The following is a 22,925-nucleotide window of genomic DNA, read 5'->3' on the forward strand; positions in this document are numbered from 1 at the left end:
TCTCACCTCCGATTCCCGGTCACAAGCATAATGAGCGCCATCGCGATGATCAGGAAGACGGCGATCGTCGCCCCCATGCCCCAATCCTGCGTGACGAGAAAATGCTGCTCGATTGCCGTGCCGAGCGTAATGACCCGGTTGCCGGCAATGAGCCGCGTAATCATAAACAGCGACAGCGCGGGAATAAACACCGCCTGCGCCCCCGACTTCACCCCGTCCAGCGTCAGCGGGAACACGACCCGGCGGAACGTCGTCCACCAGGATGCCCCCAGGTCGCGCGAAGCGTACACGAGCGTTGGATTCAGCTCCTCGAGCGCGTTGTAGATCGGCAGCACCATGAACGGAATGAAAATATACACCGACACGAACACGAAGCTGAAGTCGGTGAACAAAATTTGCCGCGTCCCGATGCCGATCGTCTCCAGCACCGCGTTGGTCAGGCCGTATGTGCCGAACAGGCCGATGAAGGCGTAGGCTTTCAGCAGCAGATTGATCCAGCTCGGCAAAATAATAAGCAGCAGCCATAGCTGCTTATGCTTCGTCCGGGTAAGCAAATACGCCGTTGGATACGCCACGAGCAGCGAGAACAACGTAATGAGCAGCGCATACCAGAACGAATTGAGCGTCATCCGCATATAGACCGGCGTGAAAAACTTCGCATAGTTATCGAACGTGAACGCCCCGTTCACGTCGAAGAACGAATAGTACACGATAAGCACGATCGGCGCGATGACGAAGAGCGCGATCCACATCGCGTACGGGATTAAGTAGAGGTTGCGCGCCTTAGTGACCATGGCCGCCACCGCCGGTCACATTGCCCTCGTACGACTCCAGCCGCTTGTCGAACTCTTCCTCCGTTTCGCCGAAACGCATGACGTGGATCGCTTCCGGATCGAAGTCGAGACCGATCTGCGCGCCGACCTCCGCCCGCTTGGTGGAGTGAACGAGCCACGCGTTGCCTGCCTCGTCGATGCCTTTGATCTCGTAATGGACGCCGCGGAACAGCTGCGAATCGACACGCACCTGCAGCTTTCCTTTGCCGCTCGCGGTAATCTCCAGGTCCTCCGGACGAATGACGATCTCGACGGCCTCGTTCGGCTGCAGTCCTTTGTCGACGCACTCGAACGTGCGGCTCGCGAATTCGACGACGTAATCCGCCTTCATTCGGGCCGGCACGATGTTCGACTCGCCGATAAAATCCGCCACGAACCGGTTGATCGGCTCGTCATAAATGTCGATCGGCGTGCCGGATTGCTGGATGCGGCCTTGGTTCAGGACGAAAATCTCGTCCGACATCGCCAGCGCCTCTTCTTGATCGTGCGTGACGAAGATGAACGTGATGCCGAGCCGGCGCTGCAGCTCCCGCAGTTCGTACTGCATCTCGGTGCGCAGCTTCAAGTCAAGCGCGGACAGCGGCTCGTCGAGCAGGATGATCTCCGGCTCGTTCACAATCGCCCGGGCGATCGCGACGCGCTGGCGCTGGCCGCCGGACATCTCCGTAATTTCGCGACTCTCGTAGCCGGCCAAGTTGACGAAGCGGAGCGCTTCGGTCACCTTCTTCTGAATCTCCGACTTGGACACCTTCTTCACCCGCAGGCCGAACGCGACGTTCTCGAATACGTTCAAATGCGGGAACAGCGCGTAGTCCTGAAATACCGTGTTCACCTGACGTTTGTTGGCGGGCACGTTATTGATGATGCGTCCGTTGAAATAAATATTGCCCTGCGAAGGCTCGATGAACCCCGCGATCAGGCGCAGTATCGTCGTTTTGCCGCAGCCCGACGGGCCGAGCAGCGTGTAGAACTTGCCCCGTTCGATCTCGAAGCTGACATTGTCGAGCACCGGCGCGTCCTGATCGTACCGCTTGGTAACGTGCTCGAAGCGGATAATCGTCTGATCGGACATGTCCGCTATCTCCCCCTTCCTTCTTTCCCGAAGACCCTCGAAATTTGGCTTTCGCCGTATGCTACTATCATAAACGAAAGACGCGGTTTTACAACAGTTTTCACGGATTCGGCAAGCGGGATCGGGGGAATACGAGCGATTGGCGAAGCGCGTCGAGCTGTGACGAATCCGAGGTGGGTGGGTTGAACAAAGCATGGAGTAGTCAAAGCAGAGACGCCGACCGTGGCGAGGTTGAGAGGCTGCGGGGCTATAGTGGGTTAGATGCCGTTATTGGGGCGGATTTGCAGTGAATGAGAGGCAATAGTCAGGTAGGGGCCACTATTGGACAGGACTTCGATAGAATGAAGTGTATTTTTCGCGTCCATAGGATGTGAGAGGCGATCCATCAACGCTTCACAAGTCATTATCAAACCGGTGGACAGGCTCAACGGCCAAGTTAACGATCCACAAATCACGATCGTACCGTTCAAGAGGATCAGCCGCCAAGTTAACGATCCACAAACCACTATCGTGCTGGTCGTCCAATTCCCCTTCATTAACATGGCGCGAGGCCCTAAAGCTCGCACGTCCCCTCGGAACAGCCGCCCACCTTTTTCACGTCCGAAGCCCCCTTGTGCCTCCCCTTCTCTTCCTCCCCCGTCACATAAAAAACAGCGCCCTCCCGGACGCTGCTTCCTACTAATAATTCGTATTAACCTTGGCTGCCGACCAGCACGTAGCGCAGGACGATCAGCACGGCCAGAACCCACATGAGCCAGTGGATTTTGTATTTGCCTTTGTCGCGCAGGTTGCCGCATACGGCAAGCAGGACATACGACACGAGACCAAGCGAGATCCCGTTCGCAATGTTGTACGTGAACGGCATGAACGCGATGATGAAGAATGCCGGAATCGCGTACACCATGTCTTGGAAGTCGATCTCTTTCACAGACTGTACCATCAGCACGCCGACGATAATGAGCGCCGCGGCCGTAGCCGAACCCGGAATGAGGGAGATCAGCGGCCACAGGAACAGCGCGGCCAGGAACGCGACGCCCGTCGAGACGGCCGTCAGACCGGTGCGTCCGCCTTGCGCGATGCCCGCGGAGCTTTCGACGTACGCCGTTACCGTGCTCGTGCCGAGCATCGCGCCGCCGCTGACGGCAACCGCATCGACGAACATTGCTTTGCCGACGCGCTTCTTGCCTTCCGCCGGATCTTTCATAATGCCCGCGCGGTTCGCGGTACCGATCAGCGTACCGAACGTATCGAACAATTCCACGAACGTGAATGTCACGATGACGGAGACTAGGCCTGTCTCCCACACGCCTGCAAAATCGAAGTCCCAGAAGTTCAGTTGGCTGAAGTCCGGCACCCAATCGCCATTGCTCAGCGTGTCGCCGACATGCACGTTACCCGTGATGATCGCGATAACCGTCGTCGCCAGAATCCCCCACAGAATGGCGCCAGGCACGCGCAGCACCATCATGATTGCGATGAGCGCAAGGCCCGTGAACGTCAGGTAGACGCTTGGGCTTGCCAGATCGCCCATATGGATAACCGTTTCGAATCCAAGCACGTCCGTGAACACGCCTTTCGGAATATCCGTCACCGTGTTCTCGACGCCGATTGTCATAATGCCGCTGTTCTTCAAACCGATAATCGTAATGAAAAGGCCGATGCCGACCGTGATTGCATGCTTCAAGCTGTCCGGAACCGCCACGATCAGCATTTGGCGGACTTGCGTAATCGTCAGAATGAGGAAGATGATCCCCGACATGAACACCGCGGTCAGCGCCATCTCCGGCGTAATCGGCGAATTGCTCGCCTTGGAAGCCAGTACCGTCGAGGCAAAATACGCGTTCAAGCCCATCCCTGGCGCGAGCGCAACCGGGAAGTTGACGAACAATCCGAGCACGATCGTGAAAATCCCTGCCGCCAGCGCGGTCGCGAGGAAGACCGAATACGCGCTAAGGCCCGATGCCCCGAGAATGTTCGGATTCAGCGCCAGTATGTACGCCATCGTCATGAAAGTCGTGAGGCCTGCCAAAATCTCTGTTCTAACATTTGTTCCGTGTTCCTTCAACCGAAAGAAACCATTCATGATTGTATTGCCCTCCCAAGGGTAATATGTCAGAACAAACAAAAGAACCTAGAAAATAATGCCGTACGGCATGTTCTCTAGGTTCCCGCAAAACAGCAAAAGTATGCGAGGAGCCACCCATCCAGGCACGGTTCCTCGCGACTTCTTGCTGCTTTTCGTAGATAGATCATTTACGGTGACCTCGTAGAGACTCTTGAGCCGATTCTCAAGATTATACGAAAATATGCATATTTGTGTTCTTAGCTGTCCTCATCATACGAGGAATAAGCGACATTTGTCAACAAAATATTACGAACATTCGTCTTTCTTGTCGATGCCATCATTCGCCATTTACAAGGATTGGTTGGTGCGCAGTTGACCAAAACGCGAAAAGCAGCGGTTTATGCGAACTTTCTGAAAACAGCTCAGCGTAAGTGCGGATAGAGGCCGGACAACGAATGTTCGGGATCGCATACTGCGTACGTACAGACGGGATTGCCCAGAATCGGTTCGGGCAGGGGAGCGAGTGAAAGCCAACGCCAACCGAAGGCTGCGAAATCTTCGCCCGCATGATTACGCTTAACCTGACGACATTGCGGGCAGGGGCAGCGAGCATGCATCCCCCCTCTTTACACGAAACCGCTCGCTCGTTCTAACGCGTTGTCAACGCAAAAAGAGGCTTGGCAGCAATCCTGCTGCCAAACCTCCAGATATATCCTATTCCCACTCGATCGTTGCCGGCGGCTTCGATGTCACGTCATACACGATGCGGTTGACGTTGTCGACTTCGTTAACGATACGCACGGAGATTTTCTCCAGTACATCCCACGGAATACGAGCCCAGTCGGCCGTCATGCCGTCGATGGACGTTACGGCACGGATGCCTACCGTGTAGGAGTACGTGCGCGCGTCACCCATGACGCCGACGCTCTTCATGTTCGGCAGCGCCGTGAAATACTGCCAGATCTCGCGGTCGAGGCCCGCCTTGATGATCTCTTCGCGCAGGATCGCGTCGGAATCGCGGACGATCTTCAGCTTGTCCTCCGTTACTTCGCCCAACACGCGGATCGCAAGACCTGGACCCGGGAACGGCTGACGCCATACGATCGCTTCCGGCAAGCCGCACTCTTCGCCGACTTTACGCACTTCGTCTTTGAACAGCGCCTTCAGCGGCTCGACGAGCTTGAATTTGATGTCTTCCGGCAGACCGCCCACGTTATGGTGCGATTTGATCGTCTGCGCCGTCGCCGTGCCGCTCTCCACGATGTCGGTGTACAGCGTGCCCTGCGCGAGGAATTCGAAGTCCGCGAATTTCGCCGACTCTTCCTGGAAGACGTAGATGAACTCGTTGCCGATGATTTTGCGCTTCTGCTCGGGATCGTCGACGCCCTTCAGCTTGCCGAGGAACCGCTCGCTCGCGTCGATCTTGACTACATGCATATCGAACTTGCCGACGAACGTCTCCATTACGCTCTCAGCTTCGCCCTTGCGGAGCAGACCGTGGTCGATGAACATACAAGTCAGTTGGTCGCCGATCGCCTTGTGCAGCAGAATCGCCACGACGGACGAATCGACACCGCCGGACAGCGCGCACAGCACTTTCTTGTCGCCGACTTGATCGCGGATATCCTTGATCGTGTCGTCGATGAACGTGCTCATGCTCCAGTCGCCTTCGCAACCGCAGATGTTGTACAGGAAGTTGCGAAGCATCTCGTTACCGTAGACGGAGTGGCGCACTTCCGGATGGAATTGAACCGCGTACAGCTTGCGCTCCGCGTGCGACATCGCCGCGATCGGCGCGTGCTCCGTGCTCGCGTCCACGCGGAAGCCGGCCGGCGGCTCGACGACGAGGTCGCTATGGCTCATCCACACCGTCTGGCGGCTCTCCAGCCCTTGCACCAGGTGGCTGTCGGCGACGAAATCCACTTCCGCTTTGCCGTATTCGCGCTTGCCCGCGCGCTCTACTTTGCCGCTGAGCTGGTGGGACATCATCTGCATGCCGTAGCAAATGCCGAAGATCGGAAGGCCGAGCTCGTACACGCCTGGATCAACGAGCGGGGAATTCTCCTCGTACACGCTTGCCGGACCGCCCGAGAATACGATGCCTTTCGGCTGCAATTCGCGAATCCGCTCTACCGACGTATTGTACGGCAGCAGCTCGCTATAGACGCCCAAATCCCGAATCCGACGCGCAATCAACTGGTTGTATTGTCCGCCGAAATCGAGGACAACGATCATTTCATTTGGTTTATTCATTCGCTCACCCGAGCCTCCCTCAAATCATTGGGACAATTATACCTTTGCGATTCCGACACAGTCAAGGAAGAAAGGCAGCTCCTGTCGAATGGGAAAATCGGCCTGCATAGGCAGTTTGGTGCAGGTTTCACGCAGGCTGTCCAGCGCCTGTCCGACCGTGTCGAAAGCCGGGAACGGCGCGGGTTGCACCCGCTCGCTCGTGCGCCAAGCGGACGGATTCACGGCAGCGCCGCGGTCCGAAATCGGTGAAGCCGCGATATCGCGGAGGACGTGAACAATCTGTTACGCAATAGGCTGCCCGGTGTGGCGGAGCGGTAAAAAAAGAAGAGGCGGCGGCTCGGAATTAGAGCCGCCGCCTCTGTCTTATTTGCGGCCGATCGCCCGGATCGCGGCGACGAGCCGGCCAAGCTCTTCCGCCGCCGGGAGACGCGTCCAATCGGCGGCGTAACGCGCCTGCTCGTCGAGCCGGACGAACTCGGCGAGCAGGCCGGCGCTCTCCGGCGGCAGGCTCAGCGCCGCCGCGTATTCGCGCGCGGTCCCCGCGCTTGGCCGGGGGCCGCAGCGCTCGGTTAGCTCGCGCCAGAGCCGGTCGGCGAGCGCGAGGAAGTGCCCGCGGGCCGCGACGTGCCGGCCCGCGTCGAGCGCGCTGCCGTACCGGCGCAGCGCCCCCGCGAACGCCGCGCGTTCGCGCCCGCGCCATGCCGCCGCAAGCGCAGCGGCGGCGGCGAAGGCGCCCGCGGCCAGCCCGGCCGCGGCCCATGGCCGCGCCCCGGCTGCGCCGGCGGCTTCCCGCGCGAGCGTGCCCGCCTCGCGCGCCGCATCCCCGGCGGCGGCCATCATCGCCGCCGGCCACTGAACCGCGCGCGCGGCGATGCCTGCGGCGCGCGCAGCCCCCTGCGCGGCACCGCCGCCACCGGCCGCCGCGTCAGGCCCGCGCAGCGCGGCGGCTGCAGCCTCGCCGGCTTCGCCGCGGGCGCCCGCGGCGGCGGCAAGCCCCGCCGCCGTAATGCCCGGCGTCGGGTCGAACGCGACCCAGCCGACGCCGCCGAAATAAACCTCTACCCACGCGTGCGCGTCGCTCGCCCGCACGGTGTACAGCCGGCCCGAAGCGGCGCCAAGCCCCGCCGCTTCGGCCGCGCTCTGCGTCTCCGCCGAAGCCGGCTGTCCCGGCGCGAAGCCTTTCACATAACGGGCGGGGATGCCCTCCGCCCGCAGCAGCACCGCCATCGCCGTCGCGAAATGGACGCAGTACCCCTGCTTCTGATTGAACAAGAAGTCGTCCACGAAATCCGCGCCATCGGGGGGGACCGCCGTATCCTTGCGCGTATAGGCGTACGAGCTCTTCAAGAACGCTTCAATGGCCTTGACCGTGTCGTAGCGGACGCCGCCGCCGCCGCTGGCCGCGTAATCCGCCAGCTCCTTCACCCGCTTCGGCAGCGTGGCCGGAAGCGCCGTATAGACGCGGCGAATCTCCTCCGGATCGTCTACGAGGCCTTGCATTTCCCGAAGAAGCTGCGGATCTTCCTTGGGCACAAGGGATTGGACCGTATACGATCCGATAATCGCAGTACTCGAAGGAAACAGCGCACCCGACTCCGGATCAGTCCGATAAGTCGCGGGAGCTTCGCCAGTTCCCTTGACCGTAAGCGCCGTTACGACCGACGACGGACCGGCGCTCATGAGCGGCCAGCCCGGCTCCGGCTTCAACGCGCGAACCGCGATCTCCACCGTGTCAACTGCTCCTGCTTCCCCCGCACCGCTAGCCGTCGCCGCGTCCGTCCCCTCCGCTTGGGCCGAGACCGCCTTGCCTTCGCTATGCGTCTGGCCGACAGGCCGCGTCTCCAGCCGATCCGGCTCCGACAGCCAGCCTCGTCCATCGTACCGGCTCTTGCTCTCGCCGCGCAGATAGACCGCTTCTTCCGCCCGAACGGTGAACAGCGGCTCTTGCTTCGTCCGGATCGGCGCGCCAAGCTCGCCGTCGTCGAAGCCGTAACCTGTCCGTCCGTTCATCCCGCCATCGGGCGATTCCAGGAACGCTTCCAGATTGCGTTCCCGGATCGCCGCCGCGATGGCCTCTTCCGTGAGATGCGCCTGTCCCCACGCGATCGTTTGCCGCGCCCAGGGCGCGGCGACATTCTCGACCGGCCGGCCGAAGGCTGCCGCTCCGCCGGCGGCAAGCAGCAGGACGGTCATGCCCCCCGCTGCCAGCCACCAGCCTGCGGGCCAGCCCAGAATCCCGCCGCCATCTTCGCCGCGGACCGGGGTCGGCGCGCCGAACAGCCGCTCGAGCCTAGGCGCGAGCAGAAGCCCGTGCAGCAGCAGCCCCTCCGCCAGCGTCCGCACGACCGCGCCCATGACGTCGAGCCCCAAGAAGCTGTGCAGCAGCATCAAATAGACGAGCGTAAGTCCCGTCAAGCCGAGCCCCCACTGGCGAAGCCAGACGAGCGACTGGATCGCCGCCGCCATCATGCCAAGTCCGCTGATGAGCAGCAGCGTACGCGTCTCCCCGCTCAAAGCAAGCGAGCCTTGCGCGAGCAGCATCGCGTCCGCCCGCACCGCATTCGCGATCCGCATCAGCGCAGCCCATAGGGAACCGGCGTGCGGGGAATAAATCAATCCGACCGCGAGCACGACGATGGACGCGTTGGCCGCGAACGACGCCGCGACGGGCGGCATCAGCAGGCCGACCGCCAGGAAGCCGCCGACCGCGGCGGCGACCGGGGCGATCCGGTACAGCTCGGTGTATTTGCTCAACTGTACGAGCGGCAGCAGCCATTCCATGAACAGCCCGAACAGGAGCGCCGTCGTCAGCAGACGCCGCATCCCCGGGCCGAAGAAGGCGATCATCTCCAGCTTCTCCGCACGGGCGCGCGACCGTCCTGAACCATGCGGCATGCGCCCATTACGACTGTCCATACCGCGTCCCTCCTTCCGTCGATTCCGCCCTTACGGCCGGCTCGATCATATAGGATGCCGTAAGCGGCAGTGGCAGAACCTCCATGCCCGTTCCCCACGCGCGCAGCTGCGGCATGCCCGATTGTCCCTCAACGCCGCCAATGCCCAGCCACAGGCGAAACAGGCCGCCGCGCGACTGCACCCACTTGGCGGACGCCGCCAAACGCTCCATTCCCTCCAACGCCTCCGTCTCCACGATCGCGCCTCGCCGGCGGCCTGCCTTTCGCCCTTCATCGCCCGCGGAACGATCTTGTCTGCGGTCATGGCCATGCGCGGACATTCGATCCGAGCCCGTCTTGGCATCCGTCATTCCCGTAGCCTTAAGATGCCGATCTGCTATCCGCGCCTCGACACCGATGCCCGCTGCATTCGAGCCGTCCGCAGGCTGCGCCGCTGCGTTCGCCTGTTCCTTGAAGTCAGCCGCTATGCGCGCGATCGCCTCCGAACCTGCCGTCCCCTGGGTAGCCCCGACATGCCCCGCAAATCCCGCACGGGCGGCTCTTCTTGCCGCTCTGCCCGCGCGCCCCGAGAGGTGCGGCTCCGGCCTGATCGATCGCGGATCGGCGGTGACGCAGACGACGTCCGCCCCGCGGGGCAGCCCCGCCAGCGCGGCCGGCAGCCACTCGCCCAGACGGATCTCCCCGCTCGCGCGCAGCCGGCCCAGCTCTTCTTCGGCGGCTAACAGCGCCGCCCCGTCTCCGGCGCGCACCCGCCATCTGCGGCTGCCCGCGAGCAGCGTCGCGCTGCGTCCTGCGACGACCGCCTCCCTCATCGCGGCGGCGGCCCGCCCGACGGCGGCGTCGAATTGCCGGTCGCTGCCTGCATAGGAAGCGGCCGAAATATCGAGCAGCAGCGCGATTTCGCCAGGCGGATCGGGACTGGCGACACGCGTCTGCATCCCGAGTCCCCGTGCCATCGCCCGCCAGCTCACCAGCCTCAGCGGGTCGCCCGGCCGATAAATACGCGTCTGCGGATTGGCGCCCGGCTGCAGCCGGACGCGGCCATCCCGCTGCCAGGCGGCCGCTCCAGTCGGAAGAGCGCCCTTGCCTCCATCTTCCACGCTCCCATGCAGCGCCCCGCCCAGCGGATACGGCGTCTCGCCTCTTGGCGGGCGAGGACGAATCGTCACCCTGCTCTCGCCTGCCGGGTAGAACGTTCTCGTCGTCATGCCCAGCAGATCGCCGCACGCGACGGTCGGTCTGCCGAATGCGAGCTCCCCGCGCCGCAGGCTGCTAACCGTGTACGTCAGCGTTCGGGAACGGCGGAACCACGGCATATAGACGAAATTGGCCTCCATTGCGCTCTCGCCGGAAGCCGATACATTCCGAATTTCCTCGCGAACCGCCACCCACATGAGCGGCATCGGACGGCTGGTGCGAATCGTTAGCCTGACCGTCATGTCGCCGCCGTCCTCCAGCCGATCGGCCTCCACGCTGCGAACCGCCTCCACCCGTCCCGTCGCGAGATACGGCACAATCCATGCGATGACCGAAGCTGCGGCCGCCGCGGCGAACACCAGCCATTCCAGGGCGCCCCCTCGCGCCTCGGCCGCCAAGCCGGCTGCGCCGGCGAACGCCAGCATCATCAGCCGGGCGGCGTGCCGGCTTCGTACCGGCACCTCGCGGCCTCGCTCGGCGGTACGCTCAGCCTGCGCGGCATCTTCCCACCGCGCCATGCCCAAGCCTGCCTCGCTTCCCCCTGCTCCAGCGCTCGCGAGCATCGTATCGCCCGTAACCGCCCCTGCCGTGCCGCCCGCACCTTTACTCGCCTTCCGCCCGCTCATCGGCGTCTTCCGCTTTCCGCGCCGGGCGCCGGGACCGGCACCGCGGCCATGATCCGCGCGAGCACTTCGCCCGCCGTCAGCCCGGCCGCCGCGGCTTCGTCGCGCGGCACGAGCCGGTGCGCGAGCACCGCTTCGGCCGTCCGCTTGAAATCGTCCGGCAGCGCGAACCGCCGGCCTTCCATGTAGGCAGTCGCCTGCGCGGCCCGCACCCAGTCCCGCGACGCGCGCGGACTCGCGCCCAGCGCCAGCTCCTTCGCCGCACGCGTCGCGTTCGCAATATGCACCGCATACGTAAGCAGCGCCGGATGCACATGCACCGACTGCGCGTCCCGCTGCATGCGCGCCCACTCCTCCGGCACGATGACCGGACGCAGCTGCTCGGGTGCGGGACGCGGCGGCGCGTTCTCCAGCATTTGCACCTCGTGCTCCGGCGATGGATACCCGATGGACAGCCGCATGAGGAAGCGGTCCAGCTGCGCTTCCGGCAGCGGATACGTGCCGTCGTCGCGCAGCGGATTTTGCGTGGCGATCAGCATGAACGGATCCGGCAGCGGCATCGTCTCGCCATCGGCCGTAATGCTCCGCTCCTCCATCGCCTCCAGCAGCGCCGATTGCGTCCGCGGCGGCGTCCGGTTGATTTCGTCCGCCAGCACGATGTTCGCCATGAGCGGTCCTTGGCGGAAGACGAGCTCCCCGCGCTTGCCGTCCCACACCAATCCGCCGACGACGTCCGCAGGCAGCAGATCCGCCGTGAACTGAATGCGCCGGAACTCCCCGCCCATCACGCGCGCGATCGCGCGGGCCAACAGCGTTTTGCCGACGCCTGGCACGTCCTCCAGCAGCACGTGTCCGCCGGCCAGCAGCGCCGCGAACGTTTGCGCGACGACCTCGCTTTTGCCCAGCAGCACCGCGTTCACCCGGTTCATCATCAGCCGCAGCGATTGAATCGATGCCTCCGTCCAATTGTCCGTTCCCCGTCCGTCTCCAACCTGCTGCAACTCCGTCTCGCTCTTCCATGGCTGCGGTATCATCTCTACCCACATCCCTTTCGCTAGTTTCCTCTTTTCCTACCAGTCTCGCCATCCGCCGCGCGATTTACACCTGCTAGACAAGGTAGATTAGGAGAAAAGCGGCGTATGCGCTTTCTACTCGCTGTTCCATCTCCACAACAACGCTCCGGCCGCTCTTTCACTTGTCCCGACGCGCTTTACCTGACAGCATTCCCCCACATGCCTCAGCTGAGAGATCGCCCTGATCGTCCCGCTATACTTCGCCCCATAAAATCGACCTAACTCTATCTCGTGATTACCATTCTTCGAGAAATCACTTCCGCCATGCCACCGCTCCAATGCCCGTAACTTGTTTCTGCACACGACAAAAAGAGCCGCCTCCTAAGAGACAGCCCTCTCCCTGCATATAACTGCGTCCTCGTCCCTATTCCCCGCGCATCGCCTGCAGCACGTTGTCCACGTGCCCTTTCACGCGCAGGTTGCGCCACTCGCGAACGAGCTTGCCCTTCTCGTCGATCAGGAACGTCGAGCGCACGAGACCCATATACTCCCGCCCGTACAGCTTCTTCAGCTGCCAGACGCCGTACAGCTCGCACGCTTTATGGTCCGGATCGGCAAGCAGCTCATACGGCAAGTCGTATTTCGCGATAAAACGCTCATGCGTCGCGACATCGTCGATGCTGATGCCGAGCAGCACCGCGCCCTGCTCCGTGAAATCCGGCATCGCGTCGCGGAAGTCGCACGCTTCCGCCGTGCACGCCGTCGTCAAATCCTTCGGGTAGAAGAACAGCACCACCTTCTGCCCGAGATAATCGCTTAGCGACACGTTCTTGCCGCTCGCGGCCGGCAGCGTGAAGTTCGGCGCCTTTTTGCCGAGAACGGCCTTCGCTTTGATTGCTCCCATTACCAATAACCTCTTTCTTCTCTTGCCATTGAAACACGCCCGTCGCCACCTGCGCTGCCCCCGATTCTCGCCCCATGGGCTTCATTCGCGATCCTTCACCCGGCAGGCGTTCCAACCTCGTCCTACGAGCCCGCGCCCCGGTAACGCTTGATCCCCCGGTTCCAAATCCCCAGTCCGATCAGCAGCACGACCGCGCCGACCAGCGGCGTGTACAGCGCCAGCGTCGACAGCCCGTCCTCGTTGCGGTTCAGGAAATACGACGCCGGAATGACGCCGACGAACGCGAACGGCAGCAGCCACGTCAGCAGGAAGCGAATCGCTTTATTGTAAATATTGATCGGGTAGCGCCCGTACCCTTGAATGTTGTACATGAGCGGCAGAATGCCCGTCGGCGCGTCCGAGTAGAACGAGATCGCCGTCAGCGCCGTGTATAGCCCCGCGTAAATCATGACCGCTCCGATGACGAACACGAGCAGCATGACCAGATCGAGCACCTCGAACGGAAGGCCCAGCTGCGACCAGCTCAGCCCCATGATGACGAGGCCGACCGCCGAGCCGATCAAGGACGGCGGGTCGATATTTTCGAGCAGGATCTGGTACAGATTGTACGCCGGCCGCGTCAGCACCCGGTCCATCTCGCCCTTGACGATGTACCGCTCGCTGAAGTTCCACAAGTTGAAGAACGTCGTAAAGATGCCGTACGGCACCATGAAGAACCCGTACACGAAGACCACCTCGGCCTCCGACCAGCCGCCGAGCGTCGGCGTATGCTGGAACACGATCAGGATGAAAATCAGATTAAGCCCTTGGAACATCAAATCCGACAGCACCTCGAGCCAGAAGTCGGCCCTGTAGGTGAGCCGGGTCTTGGCGTAATTCTTCATATATTCCCATAGCAGGGTCACATAGAACATAAGTTTCGCTTAACCTCCTTGCACGAACAGCCGCGTCCGCGCCTTCCGCCATATCCACAAGATGGGGATGATGAGCACGAGGAACCAAACGATCTGCAGCAGCAGGACATGCCATGCGTCCGTACCGGTCGTCCGGCCGGTGAAGACGGAGCTCGGCAGGTACGTGATCGCCTGGAACGGCAGCCATTTCATGAGCATCTCCAGCCAGCCTGGGAACAGCGAGATCGGAATGACGACGCCGGTGAACAAATCGACGAGCACCCGCTTCATCCGCAGCATCCCCTCGTTGTTCTCGACGAAGAAGGCGAACAGCCCGGTCAGCATGTTGATCTGCGAGTTAATGAGGAAGCTGAATGCGAGCATGACCAGATAGAGCGCCCATACGCCCGGATCGGTCGGCAGACTGACCGGGAACAGCAGACACGCCAGCACCATGCCCGGCGCCATGAACAGCACTAAGCGGAAGATCCCCTCGCCGAAGCCCTGCATCATTTTGACCATCAAATACGAGTACGGCCGGATGAACTGGATCGCCACGCTGCCGTCGCGGATCTCATTGGCAATCTCCCGGTCGAGGTTGTTAAAGTAGAACGCCCGCGCCATCCACGATACCGCGACGTAGGTCGTCATTTGGGCCAGCGAGAAACCGCCAAGCTCGGTCTGATTATTATAGATGGCCTGCCATAGGAAATAATACGCGCCGATGTTCAGCGTATAAATAAGAATACCGCTATAGTAGTTAACCCGATAAGCCAGCATCATGATGAACCGGATGCGAATCAGGTCGATGTAGGCGCTAAGCATGGTTCACCGGCTCCTTCTCGCCCTCCGCCGGCCGACCATCCGTCTTGCCGCTGCCTGTGGCAGCATCGTCCGATGCCTGCGCCAGCTTCTCGGTCGCCTCCTTCGACGCGGAGCCCGACTGATAGATCTCTCGCACGATTTCGTCCGTGTTCGTCTCGACGATCTTAATATCTCGGATGTCCGAGCCTCCGCCCACGACCCGCGCCAGCGCATCCGACACGTTGACCGCGTGCGGCAGCCACATCTTGGCCGTCAGCTCGTTGTCGATCGACCAGACGATGCCGTCCAGATCGTTCGTCCGCTCGCGCAGCTTCGCAAGCTCCGGCTGATTGCCGAACTGGAAGTGGATCTCTCTTCCTTTGCTCCAGCGCGCCTTCAGCTCGTCGAGCCCGCCGTCGTAGATAATCCGTCCGTCGTCCAGCATGATGACCCGCGAGCAGAGCGCTTCGATATCTTGCAGATCGTGTGTCGTCAGCAAAATGGTCGTGCCGTGCTCCTTGTTCATCTGCTTGAGGAAGTCCCGGATCTCCGTCTTTACGACGATGTCGAGGCCGATCGTCGGCTCGTCGAGGAACAGAATCGACGGGTTGTGCAGCAGCGAAGCGACCAGCTCGCAGCGCATCCGCTGGCCGAGGCTCAGCTTGCGCACCGGACGGTTCAGCAGCTCGGATAGCTGCAGCCGCTCGACCAGTTCGTCCAGCCGCTTGCGGTAATCGGCTTCCGACACGCGATATACTTTGCGCAGCAGCTGGAACGATTCGATGACGCCGATATCCCACCACAGCTGGCTGCGCTGCCCGAAGACAACGCCGATGCCGCGCACGAATTTCTCCCTTTCTTTGTAGGGGACGAAGCCGTTGACTTGAATGCGGCCCGATGTCGGCACGAGAATGCCGGTCAGCATTTTGATCGTTGTCGACTTGCCCGCTCCATTCTCGCCGATATAGCCGCAAATCTCGCCCTGCGGGATTTGGAACGAAATATCTTTAACCGCGCGAATTTGATTATACTCTCGCTTGAATAGATCCTTGAGCGCGCCGCCGAGCCCTTCGCGGTTCCGCTGGACGCTGAATTCCTTGCGTAAGTCCTGTACGTCAATGGCAAGCATCTGGATTAAATCCCTCTTTTCCGCTTTCGACATTTCCTGGGAAATATCTACCGATTTCGTTGTTAATATATAAAACTTGATTCCATCCGATAGGGCCATCTATAATTTTATGATATGTAATACTACAATAGTTTTGATGTAAGGTAAATGCAGCTGAAATCATCACATCTTAATCTATACGAAATGAATGGAGTGGGAGATACCTTTATGTCTCGCGTTGAAGCTATGAAAGAAAAGAAGGCGAAGGCCAAGAAGAAACGGCCGTGGAAATGGCCGCTGCTGACGATCGGTCTTCTGATTCTCGTGTTTGCCGGCTATATGGGCTACCAGGCATTCGGCGCCTACAGAGGGCTGGACAGCCTCAATAATGACAAACCGCAAATTCCGATCGGCAGCCACGTGGAGGACGAGACGCTCAAGCCCGACGAATGGGTTGGCACCGAGCGCGTCAACATTCTGCTCATGGGCGGCGACAATCGCGGCTTGAAGGAGAACGACCAAGCGCGCTCCGACTCGATGCTCGTCGCCTCCATCGATCCGGTCACGAAGAAAGGTCATCTGTTCTCGGTACTGCGCGACACGTACGTCAAGATCGAGGGCCATGGCGAAGGCCGCATTAATACGGCGCTCGCGCTCGGCGGACCGAACCTGGCGATGAAGACGATCGGCGATCTGCTCGGCCTCAATATTCAATATTATGTGTATACCGATTTCGAAGGATTCAAATCGCTCATCGACGCAATCGACGGCATCGACTTCTACGTCGAGAAGAACATGAACTACGTCGACAACGCGGACGGCAACCGATATGACATTCATCTGAAGAAGGGCCAGCAGCATCTCGACGGCGACAAAGCGCTGCAGTACGTCCGCTTCCGCCACGACGCCATGAGCGACTTTACGCGCACCGAGCGCCAGCGCAACCTGCTCTCGGCCGTGGCCGACAAGCTGAAATCCGGCTGGAGCCTGCTCAAGATGAAGGAAATCGTCGACAGCGTGTCGCCTTACATCAAGTCGAACCTCGGCGTATCCGACATGATCAAGCTCGGCCAGCTCGGCATCGGCATCTCGATGGAAGGCTCTGCCCAGGTGCCGCCGATGGACTTGATCGGCGACAAGAAAGTAAGCGGCGCGTCGGTACTCTCCGTGCGCGACGACGACGCTCTGCACCAGTTCGTGCAGGATGAACTTACGAAGACGAAGACGCCGGACGCAACGACGGATGCGGCGACTGGCACGGATTCACCGGCCACTGCGGAGAACGGCACGAGCCAATAATAAGCAGCGTTACAGGTCGAGGGGCGTTCCGCTTGCAAGCGGAACGCCCTTCTTTCGTGCGTTAACGGTCCTCGCTTTCCGTTCAGCTTCCGAATGAGGTACACTGATATAGGCTCGAGGACGCCCCGGCGTGCGGCAGGCTGTCGATCGTGCAGGACATCTCTGCTTCAGTGTCTCCATCTTCGAGGCGAGAACGACGGTCGATCTCTCGCTGCCGTTATTCGCAGGGGCCTTTCTAGGACCCAGCCACCGGCGACTTTATCGTCTATCGTCAAATCGGCGGTAATTAGCCATCGTCCCTTGACCATCCCGGCTCCTCAGAGCGGTTAGGGTCCGTATTCTGCTTCGTGTCCGAACGCATGGATCTACGACCGCTCCATCGGATCGGTTACGCAGACTTCCGTTGTGCGTTCTCGCGACAGCCCCATTCCGATGTCCGGCTGACTCATTGGGCCGGTACCTACATATTCTCAAGGAGGATTCCCATTCCCATGACTACTTCGCGACCACGTTCCGAACAGCTGTACGCCGAAGCACTGCAGCATATCGTCGGCGGCGTCAACAGCCCGTCCCGCTCGTTCAAGGCGGTCGGCGGCGGCGCGCCCGTCTTCATGAAGCGCGCGCAAGGCGCCTACTTCTACGACGTCGACGATAACCGCTACATCGACTACCTGTGCGCGTACGGCCCGATCATTACCGGACATGCCCATCCGCACATCACGGCGGCCATTACGCGCGCGGCCGAGAACGGCGTGTTGTACGGCACGCCGACCGAGCTGGAGATTACGCTCGCGCGCAAGCTCAAGGCGGCCATCCCGTCGCTCGACAAAGTCCGCTTCGTCAACTCCGGCACGGAGGCTGTCATGACGACGATTCGCGTCGCCCGCGCCTACACGAAGCGCAACAAGATCATCAAGTTCGCCGGCTGCTACCACGGCCACTCCGACCTCGTGCTCGTTGCCGCAGGCTCCGGTCCTTCCACGCTCGGCATCCCGGACAGCGCCGGCATTCCGACGAGCATCGCGCACGAAGTCATCACCGTGCCGTTCAATGACCTGGACGGTCTGAAGCAGGCGCTCGAGCGTTGGGGCGACGACGTCGCGGCCGTCATGGTCGAGCCGATCGTCGGCAATTTCGGCATGGTTATGCCGGAGCCTGGCTTCCTGGAAGGCCTGTGCGCCATGACCCGCGAAGCCGGCGCGCTCGTCATCTACGACGAGGTCATTACCGGCTTCCGCTTCCATTACGGCACGACCCAGACGTTCGGCGCGTTCCCCGATCACGCAGCGATCGAGCCGGATCTGACCGCCCTTGGCAAAATCATCGGCGGCGGCCTGCCGATCGGCGCCTACGGCGGCCGCAAGGAAGTGATGGAGCAAGTCGCGCCGCTCGGACCGGCTTACCAGGCGGGCACGATGGCCGGCAATCCCGCTTCGATCTCCTCGGGCATCGCCTGCCTCGAAGTGCTGGAGCAGCCCGGCGTCTACGAGCGGATGGACGCGCTCGCCGCGAAGCTCGCCAATGCGATCAAGGATTCGGCCGACCGTCACGGCGTCCCGCTGACGGTGAACCGCATCCGCGGCTCGTTCTCGACGCACTTCTGCGCGCACCCGGTTACGAATTACGACGAGGCGCAGGATACGGATGGCGAAGCGTTCGCGCAGTTCTTCCGGCTCATGCTGGAGCAGGGCATCTGCCTCGCGCCGTCCAAATACGAGGCGTGGTTCCTGACGACCGCGCATACGGAAGCCGATATCGACGTGACGATCGAAGCGGCGGACAACGCGCTGCGTCAGATGGCGCGTTAATTCCTCCTGAACGATTCTCCAGTCGAAGAGACGAAAGAGCGTCTGCACCGCCGCAAGGCAGGTGCAGACGCTCTTCTTGTTCTATCCCGCCGCGTCCGCCTTGGCCAGGATATCGAGGAATTCTTCATGGATATGCCCGTTCGACGCCACCACGTGGCGCACGCCCAGGTCGTACGCGCTGCCTTTCGTATCGGTCACATGTCCGCCCGATTCGGTTACCAGCAGTGAACCGGCCGCCAAATCCCACGCGTTCAGCCCGATCTCCCAGAAGCCGCTCAGCCGGCCAGCCGCCACGTAGGCCATATGCAGCGCCGCGGAGCCGCCGGAGCGAATGTTACGCGCTTGCGGCGCGAGCGCCGCAAGTCCGCGCATATTGAGCGGCAGGGCGAACGAAGGATCGGCCGGGAAGCCGGTCGCGATGAGGCTTTGCTTTATCGTGTCCTCGCTCGAGATCGTCATCCGCTTGCCATGGACGTACGCGCCTTTGCCCTTCTCCGCCACGAATAACTCATCGCGCATCGGGTCATACACGACGCCGACGATGACTTCGCCCTTATGCGCAAGCGCGATCGAGACCGAGAAGAACGGGAAGCCGTGCACGAAGTTCGTCGTGCCGTCGACCGGGTCCACGATCCATAGGTACTCGGCGTCGCGCACGCTCTGCAGCGCCTTCGCGGACGCTTCGGGTCCCGGCTCCACGCCTTCTTCGCCCAGGAACGAATGCTCCGGGAAGTGCGTCTGGATGAGGCTGCGGATCATTTTCTCCGAGCCCTTGTCGACCTCCGTCACCAGATCCTGCGCGGAATATTTCAACGATAAGCTTGTATGATTACCGAGTTTCGTCTTGATCCATTCGCCCGCTTTCGCGGCGCAATTGATGGCCACAGCGGTAAAGCTTTTGCTTCCCACTGCGGGCTGCTGCTGATCACTCACGGGCCTACACCACTTTCCTCAAAGTTCGGCTCTGCTCTTGCAGGCCTCAAACACTCGTAAAGCTTTTACTACTATACGCCTCCCATAGCGCAAAGTTTCGTCCTAGCCGGCGGACAACCGGTCCCAATTCGCGCCCAAACGGCGGCACCTGCGCAGCCCCAGTCAACCGCTCTCTGAGCAGGGTGAGGGATGGCACGAGAATGATGCCGCCGCCAAGGCCGACAATGCTGCCGAATACCGAGGCGATCAGGCCAAGCAGCACGAGAAGCGCGATTTCCGGCATAGCTTCGGGGGCGCTTCCCTCCTGTCTGCTACTTCTGATTTTACTCCAACCGCCCGCAAGTCCGCTACCCCACGCCACGCATGAAAAAGGACATTGCCGCCGCACGCTAATCGTCCGACGCAATGTCCGTAACTCACATGATTTCGATGGTCGCCCCGTCGAGGACGCGAAAGCCTTGGCCCGCTGCCGCGAGCCGCTTCATATCGTCCATGAGGGCTATGACCGCGCCGTCCTTGTTCTTCGCTTCGAGCATGCAGTCCAGCTGGTTGACTGAGCCCGCCACTTCCCGCAGGAAGCGCAGCACCGGCTCCGCATCGACATTGTCGGCATGACCGCGCGGATCTCGCTCGCTCTTGGGACTCGACAAATGCAGCTTTGGCGCCAAGCGTCCTTCGAAGCTGACCGGCGCGCCTCCCGCCTGATGGCCGGAACGATCCTCACCGCCCGCGCGCGCCGCGCCGACAGCGACCAGCTCGCGTTCGGGCTTCGCCGCTCCGCCCTGCCAATCCCACGTGCGGAGAATGCGCGGCCACAGCTCGCCGTACAGCGAGGCGTCGCGCTCGCCGCCATCGTTGACGGCGTGATGATGAAGATCGAGCACGACCGGCACGCGGACCGCTTCAGCCGCTTCGAGCGTTTCGCGGAGCGTGAACGTCTTGTCGTCGTTCTCGAGCGTAATCCGGTTGCGAAGCCGATCTGGCAGCGCGCTGAACTGCTCGATGAATCTCGCCTTCGACTTCGCCTTATCGCCATAAGCGCCGCCGACGTGAATATTGCACTTGGTCGACTCGTCCAGCCCCATCTCCTCTAACATGCGGACATGGTACTCCATGTCTTCCTTCGACTTGGCCAGCACCTCAGGCCGCGGCGTACTGAACACGCAGAAGTGGTCGGGATGGAACGAGACGCGCATTCCCTTCTCCTTCGCGAACGCGCCGATCGCTTGGAACGACGGGCGCAGATCCGGCCACGGCGACCAGTCCGCGAACTCGTCATGCGTGACGAGCGGAATGAGCTTGGACGAGAAACGGTACATCTTGATATCGTGCGCCACGGCGTGCCGCATGACCTTGAGCGTGTTGTGTAAATTCTCTTCGGCGATCCGCGTAAGCTTGCGGAGGCCGGCCTCCCTATCGGCCAGTTTGGTGAAATTGGCGTATGTCATCGTCTTGGACGGCGACTTGTTCGGCAGCAGCGTGGTCATGGCGACGAAGCCGAAGCGGACGATCATGCGCCCTGTTCCCCGAAGAACATCTCGTAGGCAAGCGCCGTCTGCACGCGCGCTTCCTCCTCCGTCAGCTTGCGAACGAGCTCCATCTCCACTTGCGTGACTTCCTCGCCCTGAAAGTTGATTTCCGCGATGGAGGCCAGAATGCGCACGATCGCGATCGCCTCGTTCTCCGGCGTGTAGGCAATGACCTTCTGTCCCGCGGGGAATACGCGGAAGCCGCTTTTCATCATTTTGCCCTTGCCGTATTCGAGCAGCTCGTACAGCTCCTGCGCCGACTTGAACTTGCAGACCGAATTAAACTCCGTTTGGAATCCCATCGTCTAACCTCCGTTTGTTCGATTGTGGAAATACACCGTCCTGTCCCCCTTGCGGTCAAAGCGACAAGGGGCAGCCGGCTTGTCCCGCCAATTCCGTTATGTACAAGGATGCCCTGAAGAAGGGCTCATAATGAAACGGCGGCGGATGTCCCGCCGCCTGCCTGGTGTATGTTATAAGTGCCGTATGTTATAAGTGCCGCAGCGATTAATTGCCGCCGCCGTAATCAATGCGCTGCTTCTCCGCATGACGGGCAATGGCCAGCTCGATCAGCGTGTCGAGCAGCTCCTGGTAGGAGACGCCGGATTCCTTCCACATCAGCGGATACATGCTGTAAGGCGTGAAGCCCGGCATTGTGTTGACTTCATTAATGAACAGCGCGCCGTCGTCCTTGCGCATGAAGAAATCGACGCGGGACAGGCCGGAGCCGTCGATCGCCTGGAACGCGCGGACCGCCATGTCGCGCACCGCCTGCGCGGTCTCGGCCGGAATGTTAGCCGGAATATGCATCTGCGATTTGCCGTCGACGTATTTCGCCTTGTAGTCGTAGAATTCGTTCGACGATGCGATCTCGCCCGGCACGGACGCGCGGGGCTCGTCGTTACCGAGCACGCTGACCTCGATCTCGCGGGCATCGACGAACTCCTCGACGATGACCTTGCGGTCGAAGCGGAACGCGTAATCTACGGCCTCGATCAGCTCTTCTCGGTTGCGTGCCTTGGAGATGCCGACGCTCGATCCAAGGTTGGCCGGCTTAATGAAGCATGGGTAGCCGAGCGCCACTTCGATCTCCATGATGAAGAACGCGCGATCCTTCTCCCATTGCGTCCGGTTGAAGTACCGGAACACGCATTGCGGCAAGCCCTCCTGCGCGAATACCTTCTTCATGAGAATCTTGTCCATGCCGACAGCCGAGGCTAGAACCCCGGCGCCCACATACGGAATATTAGCCATCTCGAACAGCCCTTGAATCGTGCCGTCCTCGCCGAACGTGCCGTGCAGCAGCGGGAACACGACGTCCAGCGGCTTCGCAGCCGAGGTGGCCACAGCCGAGGCGCTATCGAAAACCGGCATCAGCGCTTCCGTCCCCGAGGCGGATTCGCCGCCGGCCAGCCGGAGCAGTTCCAGCTCCGTCGGTGCCGCCAGCAGCGTCTGTCCGGAGCGCCACTCGCCGTTCTTTCCAATATAGAAAGGTTTGATCTCGTACTTGTCGTAGTTAAAGGCTTTCATGACCGCGAGCGCGGTTTGCAGCGACACTTCATGTTCGCCCGAGCGTCCCCCGTAAACGAGTCCAACGCGCACTTTCTCCCCCATGAGCTTATCCTCCGGTTACGTATAATTTCCCTCTTTCACTGACCTCCATGCAGATTGAGCTT

18 protein-coding genes and 1 riboswitch are annotated in these 22,925 nt (G+C 61.2%); of the genes, 2 read left to right on the plus strand and 16 right to left on the minus strand.

Annotation, left to right across the window (positions count from 1 at the left end):
• Positions 1-2 precede the first annotated feature (2 nt).
• The 11 genes from ACFFSY_RS07280 to ACFFSY_RS07330 all read right to left on the minus strand — a co-directional run bounded on the left by ACFFSY_RS07280 (position 3) and on the right by ACFFSY_RS07330 (position 15,701).
• Positions 3-794 (minus strand): ABC transporter permease, encoded by a 792-nt coding sequence (locus ACFFSY_RS07280; RefSeq protein ID WP_377492124.1) that lies wholly within the window; start codon positions 792-794, stop codon positions 3-5.
• Entirely contained in the window at positions 784-1,905 is a 1,122-nt protein-coding gene (locus tag ACFFSY_RS07285; protein WP_377492128.1) for an ABC transporter ATP-binding protein, read from the minus strand. Before ACFFSY_RS07285 ends, ACFFSY_RS07280 begins: the two co-directional genes overlap by 11 nt.
• A gap of 691 nt (positions 1,906-2,596) precedes the next feature.
• Positions 2,597-3,988 carry an NCS2 family permease gene (locus tag ACFFSY_RS07290; protein WP_377492131.1) on the minus strand — a complete coding sequence of 464 codons (1,392 nt, stop codon included), beginning with the start codon at positions 3,986-3,988 and terminating at the stop codon, positions 2,597-2,599.
• A gap of 138 nt (positions 3,989-4,126) precedes the next feature.
• A riboswitch (purine riboswitch) is annotated at positions 4,127-4,227 on the minus strand.
• Positions 4,228-4,684: 457 nt separating this feature from the next.
• The gene (guaA, locus tag ACFFSY_RS07295) at positions 4,685-6,223 is read right to left on the minus strand and encodes a glutamine-hydrolyzing GMP synthase (RefSeq protein ID WP_377492134.1); all 1,539 of its coding nucleotides are present in this window, start codon (positions 6,221-6,223) and stop codon (positions 4,685-4,687) included.
• 363 nt (positions 6,224-6,586) lie between these two features.
• Positions 6,587-9,139, minus strand: a complete 2,553-nt coding sequence (locus tag ACFFSY_RS07300) for a DUF4129 domain-containing transglutaminase family protein (RefSeq protein WP_377492137.1) — start codon at positions 9,137-9,139, stop codon at positions 6,587-6,589.
• A complete protein-coding gene (locus tag ACFFSY_RS07305) occupies positions 9,126-10,961 on the minus strand; it encodes a DUF58 domain-containing protein (RefSeq protein WP_377492140.1) in 1,836 nt (611 codons plus the stop codon). Before ACFFSY_RS07305 ends, ACFFSY_RS07300 begins: the two co-directional genes overlap by 14 nt.
• A complete protein-coding gene (locus ACFFSY_RS07310; RefSeq protein ID WP_377492143.1) occupies positions 10,958-11,992 on the minus strand; it encodes an AAA family ATPase in 1,035 nt (344 codons plus the stop codon). Before ACFFSY_RS07310 ends, ACFFSY_RS07305 begins: the two co-directional genes overlap by 4 nt.
• Positions 11,993-12,395: 403 nt before the next feature.
• A complete protein-coding gene (gene bcp, locus ACFFSY_RS07315) occupies positions 12,396-12,875 on the minus strand; it encodes a thioredoxin-dependent thiol peroxidase (protein ID WP_377492146.1) in 480 nt (159 codons plus the stop codon).
• Between the two features lie 122 nt (positions 12,876-12,997).
• Positions 12,998-13,789 carry an ABC transporter permease gene (locus tag ACFFSY_RS07320; RefSeq protein WP_377492149.1) on the minus strand — a complete coding sequence of 264 codons (792 nt, stop codon included), beginning with the start codon at positions 13,787-13,789 and terminating at the stop codon, positions 12,998-13,000.
• Positions 13,790-13,798: 9 nt separating this feature from the next.
• Entirely contained in the window at positions 13,799-14,593 is a 795-nt protein-coding gene (locus ACFFSY_RS07325; protein WP_377492152.1) for an ABC transporter permease, read from the minus strand.
• On the minus strand, positions 14,586-15,701 hold the full coding sequence (locus ACFFSY_RS07330; RefSeq protein WP_377492155.1) for an ABC transporter ATP-binding protein: 1,116 nt from the start codon (positions 15,699-15,701) through the stop codon (positions 14,586-14,588). The genes ACFFSY_RS07325 and ACFFSY_RS07330 overlap by 8 nt, the downstream gene beginning before the upstream one ends.
• A gap of 207 nt (positions 15,702-15,908) precedes the next feature.
• Between ACFFSY_RS07330 and ACFFSY_RS07335 the strand changes: the two genes are divergently transcribed.
• Both ACFFSY_RS07335 and ACFFSY_RS07340 read left to right on the plus strand, forming a co-directional pair.
• Positions 15,909-16,979 (plus strand): LCP family protein, encoded by a 1,071-nt coding sequence (locus ACFFSY_RS07335; RefSeq protein ID WP_377492158.1) that lies wholly within the window; start codon positions 15,909-15,911, stop codon positions 16,977-16,979.
• Between the two features lie 491 nt (positions 16,980-17,470).
• Positions 17,471-18,787, plus strand: a complete 1,317-nt coding sequence (locus ACFFSY_RS07340) for a glutamate-1-semialdehyde 2,1-aminomutase (RefSeq protein WP_377492161.1) — start codon at positions 17,471-17,473, stop codon at positions 18,785-18,787.
• Positions 18,788-18,868: 81 nt separating this feature from the next.
• Here the strand turns inward: ACFFSY_RS07340 and ACFFSY_RS07345 are convergent, their stop codons facing one another.
• From ACFFSY_RS07345 to ACFFSY_RS07365, 5 genes are all read right to left on the minus strand, one after another.
• The gene (locus tag ACFFSY_RS07345) at positions 18,869-19,720 is read right to left on the minus strand and encodes an inositol monophosphatase family protein (protein WP_377492164.1); all 852 of its coding nucleotides are present in this window, start codon (positions 19,718-19,720) and stop codon (positions 18,869-18,871) included.
• Positions 19,721-19,766: 46 nt separating this feature from the next.
• Positions 19,767-20,003: a hypothetical protein gene (locus tag ACFFSY_RS07350; RefSeq protein WP_377492167.1), complete on the minus strand. Its 237-nt coding sequence runs from the start codon at positions 20,001-20,003 to the stop codon at positions 19,767-19,769.
• A 133-nt stretch (positions 20,004-20,136) separates the two neighbouring features.
• Complete coding sequence (gene uvsE / locus ACFFSY_RS07355; protein ID WP_377492170.1) at positions 20,137-21,234, minus strand: UV DNA damage repair endonuclease UvsE; 1,098 nt, start codon at positions 21,232-21,234, stop codon at positions 20,137-20,139.
• Positions 21,231-21,551 (minus strand): hypothetical protein, encoded by a 321-nt coding sequence (locus tag ACFFSY_RS07360; protein ID WP_148932164.1) that lies wholly within the window; start codon positions 21,549-21,551, stop codon positions 21,231-21,233. The genes uvsE and ACFFSY_RS07360 overlap by 4 nt, the downstream gene beginning before the upstream one ends.
• A gap of 205 nt (positions 21,552-21,756) precedes the next feature.
• The gene (locus tag ACFFSY_RS07365) at positions 21,757-22,863 is read right to left on the minus strand and encodes a D-alanine--D-alanine ligase (RefSeq protein ID WP_377492173.1); all 1,107 of its coding nucleotides are present in this window, start codon (positions 22,861-22,863) and stop codon (positions 21,757-21,759) included.
• Between the last annotated feature and the right edge of the window lie 62 nt (positions 22,864-22,925).

It is taken from the genome of Paenibacillus aurantiacus, from assembly GCF_042431225.1.
Classification (GTDB): Bacteria; Bacillota; Bacilli; order Paenibacillales; family Paenibacillaceae; genus Paenibacillus_Z; species Paenibacillus_Z aurantiacus.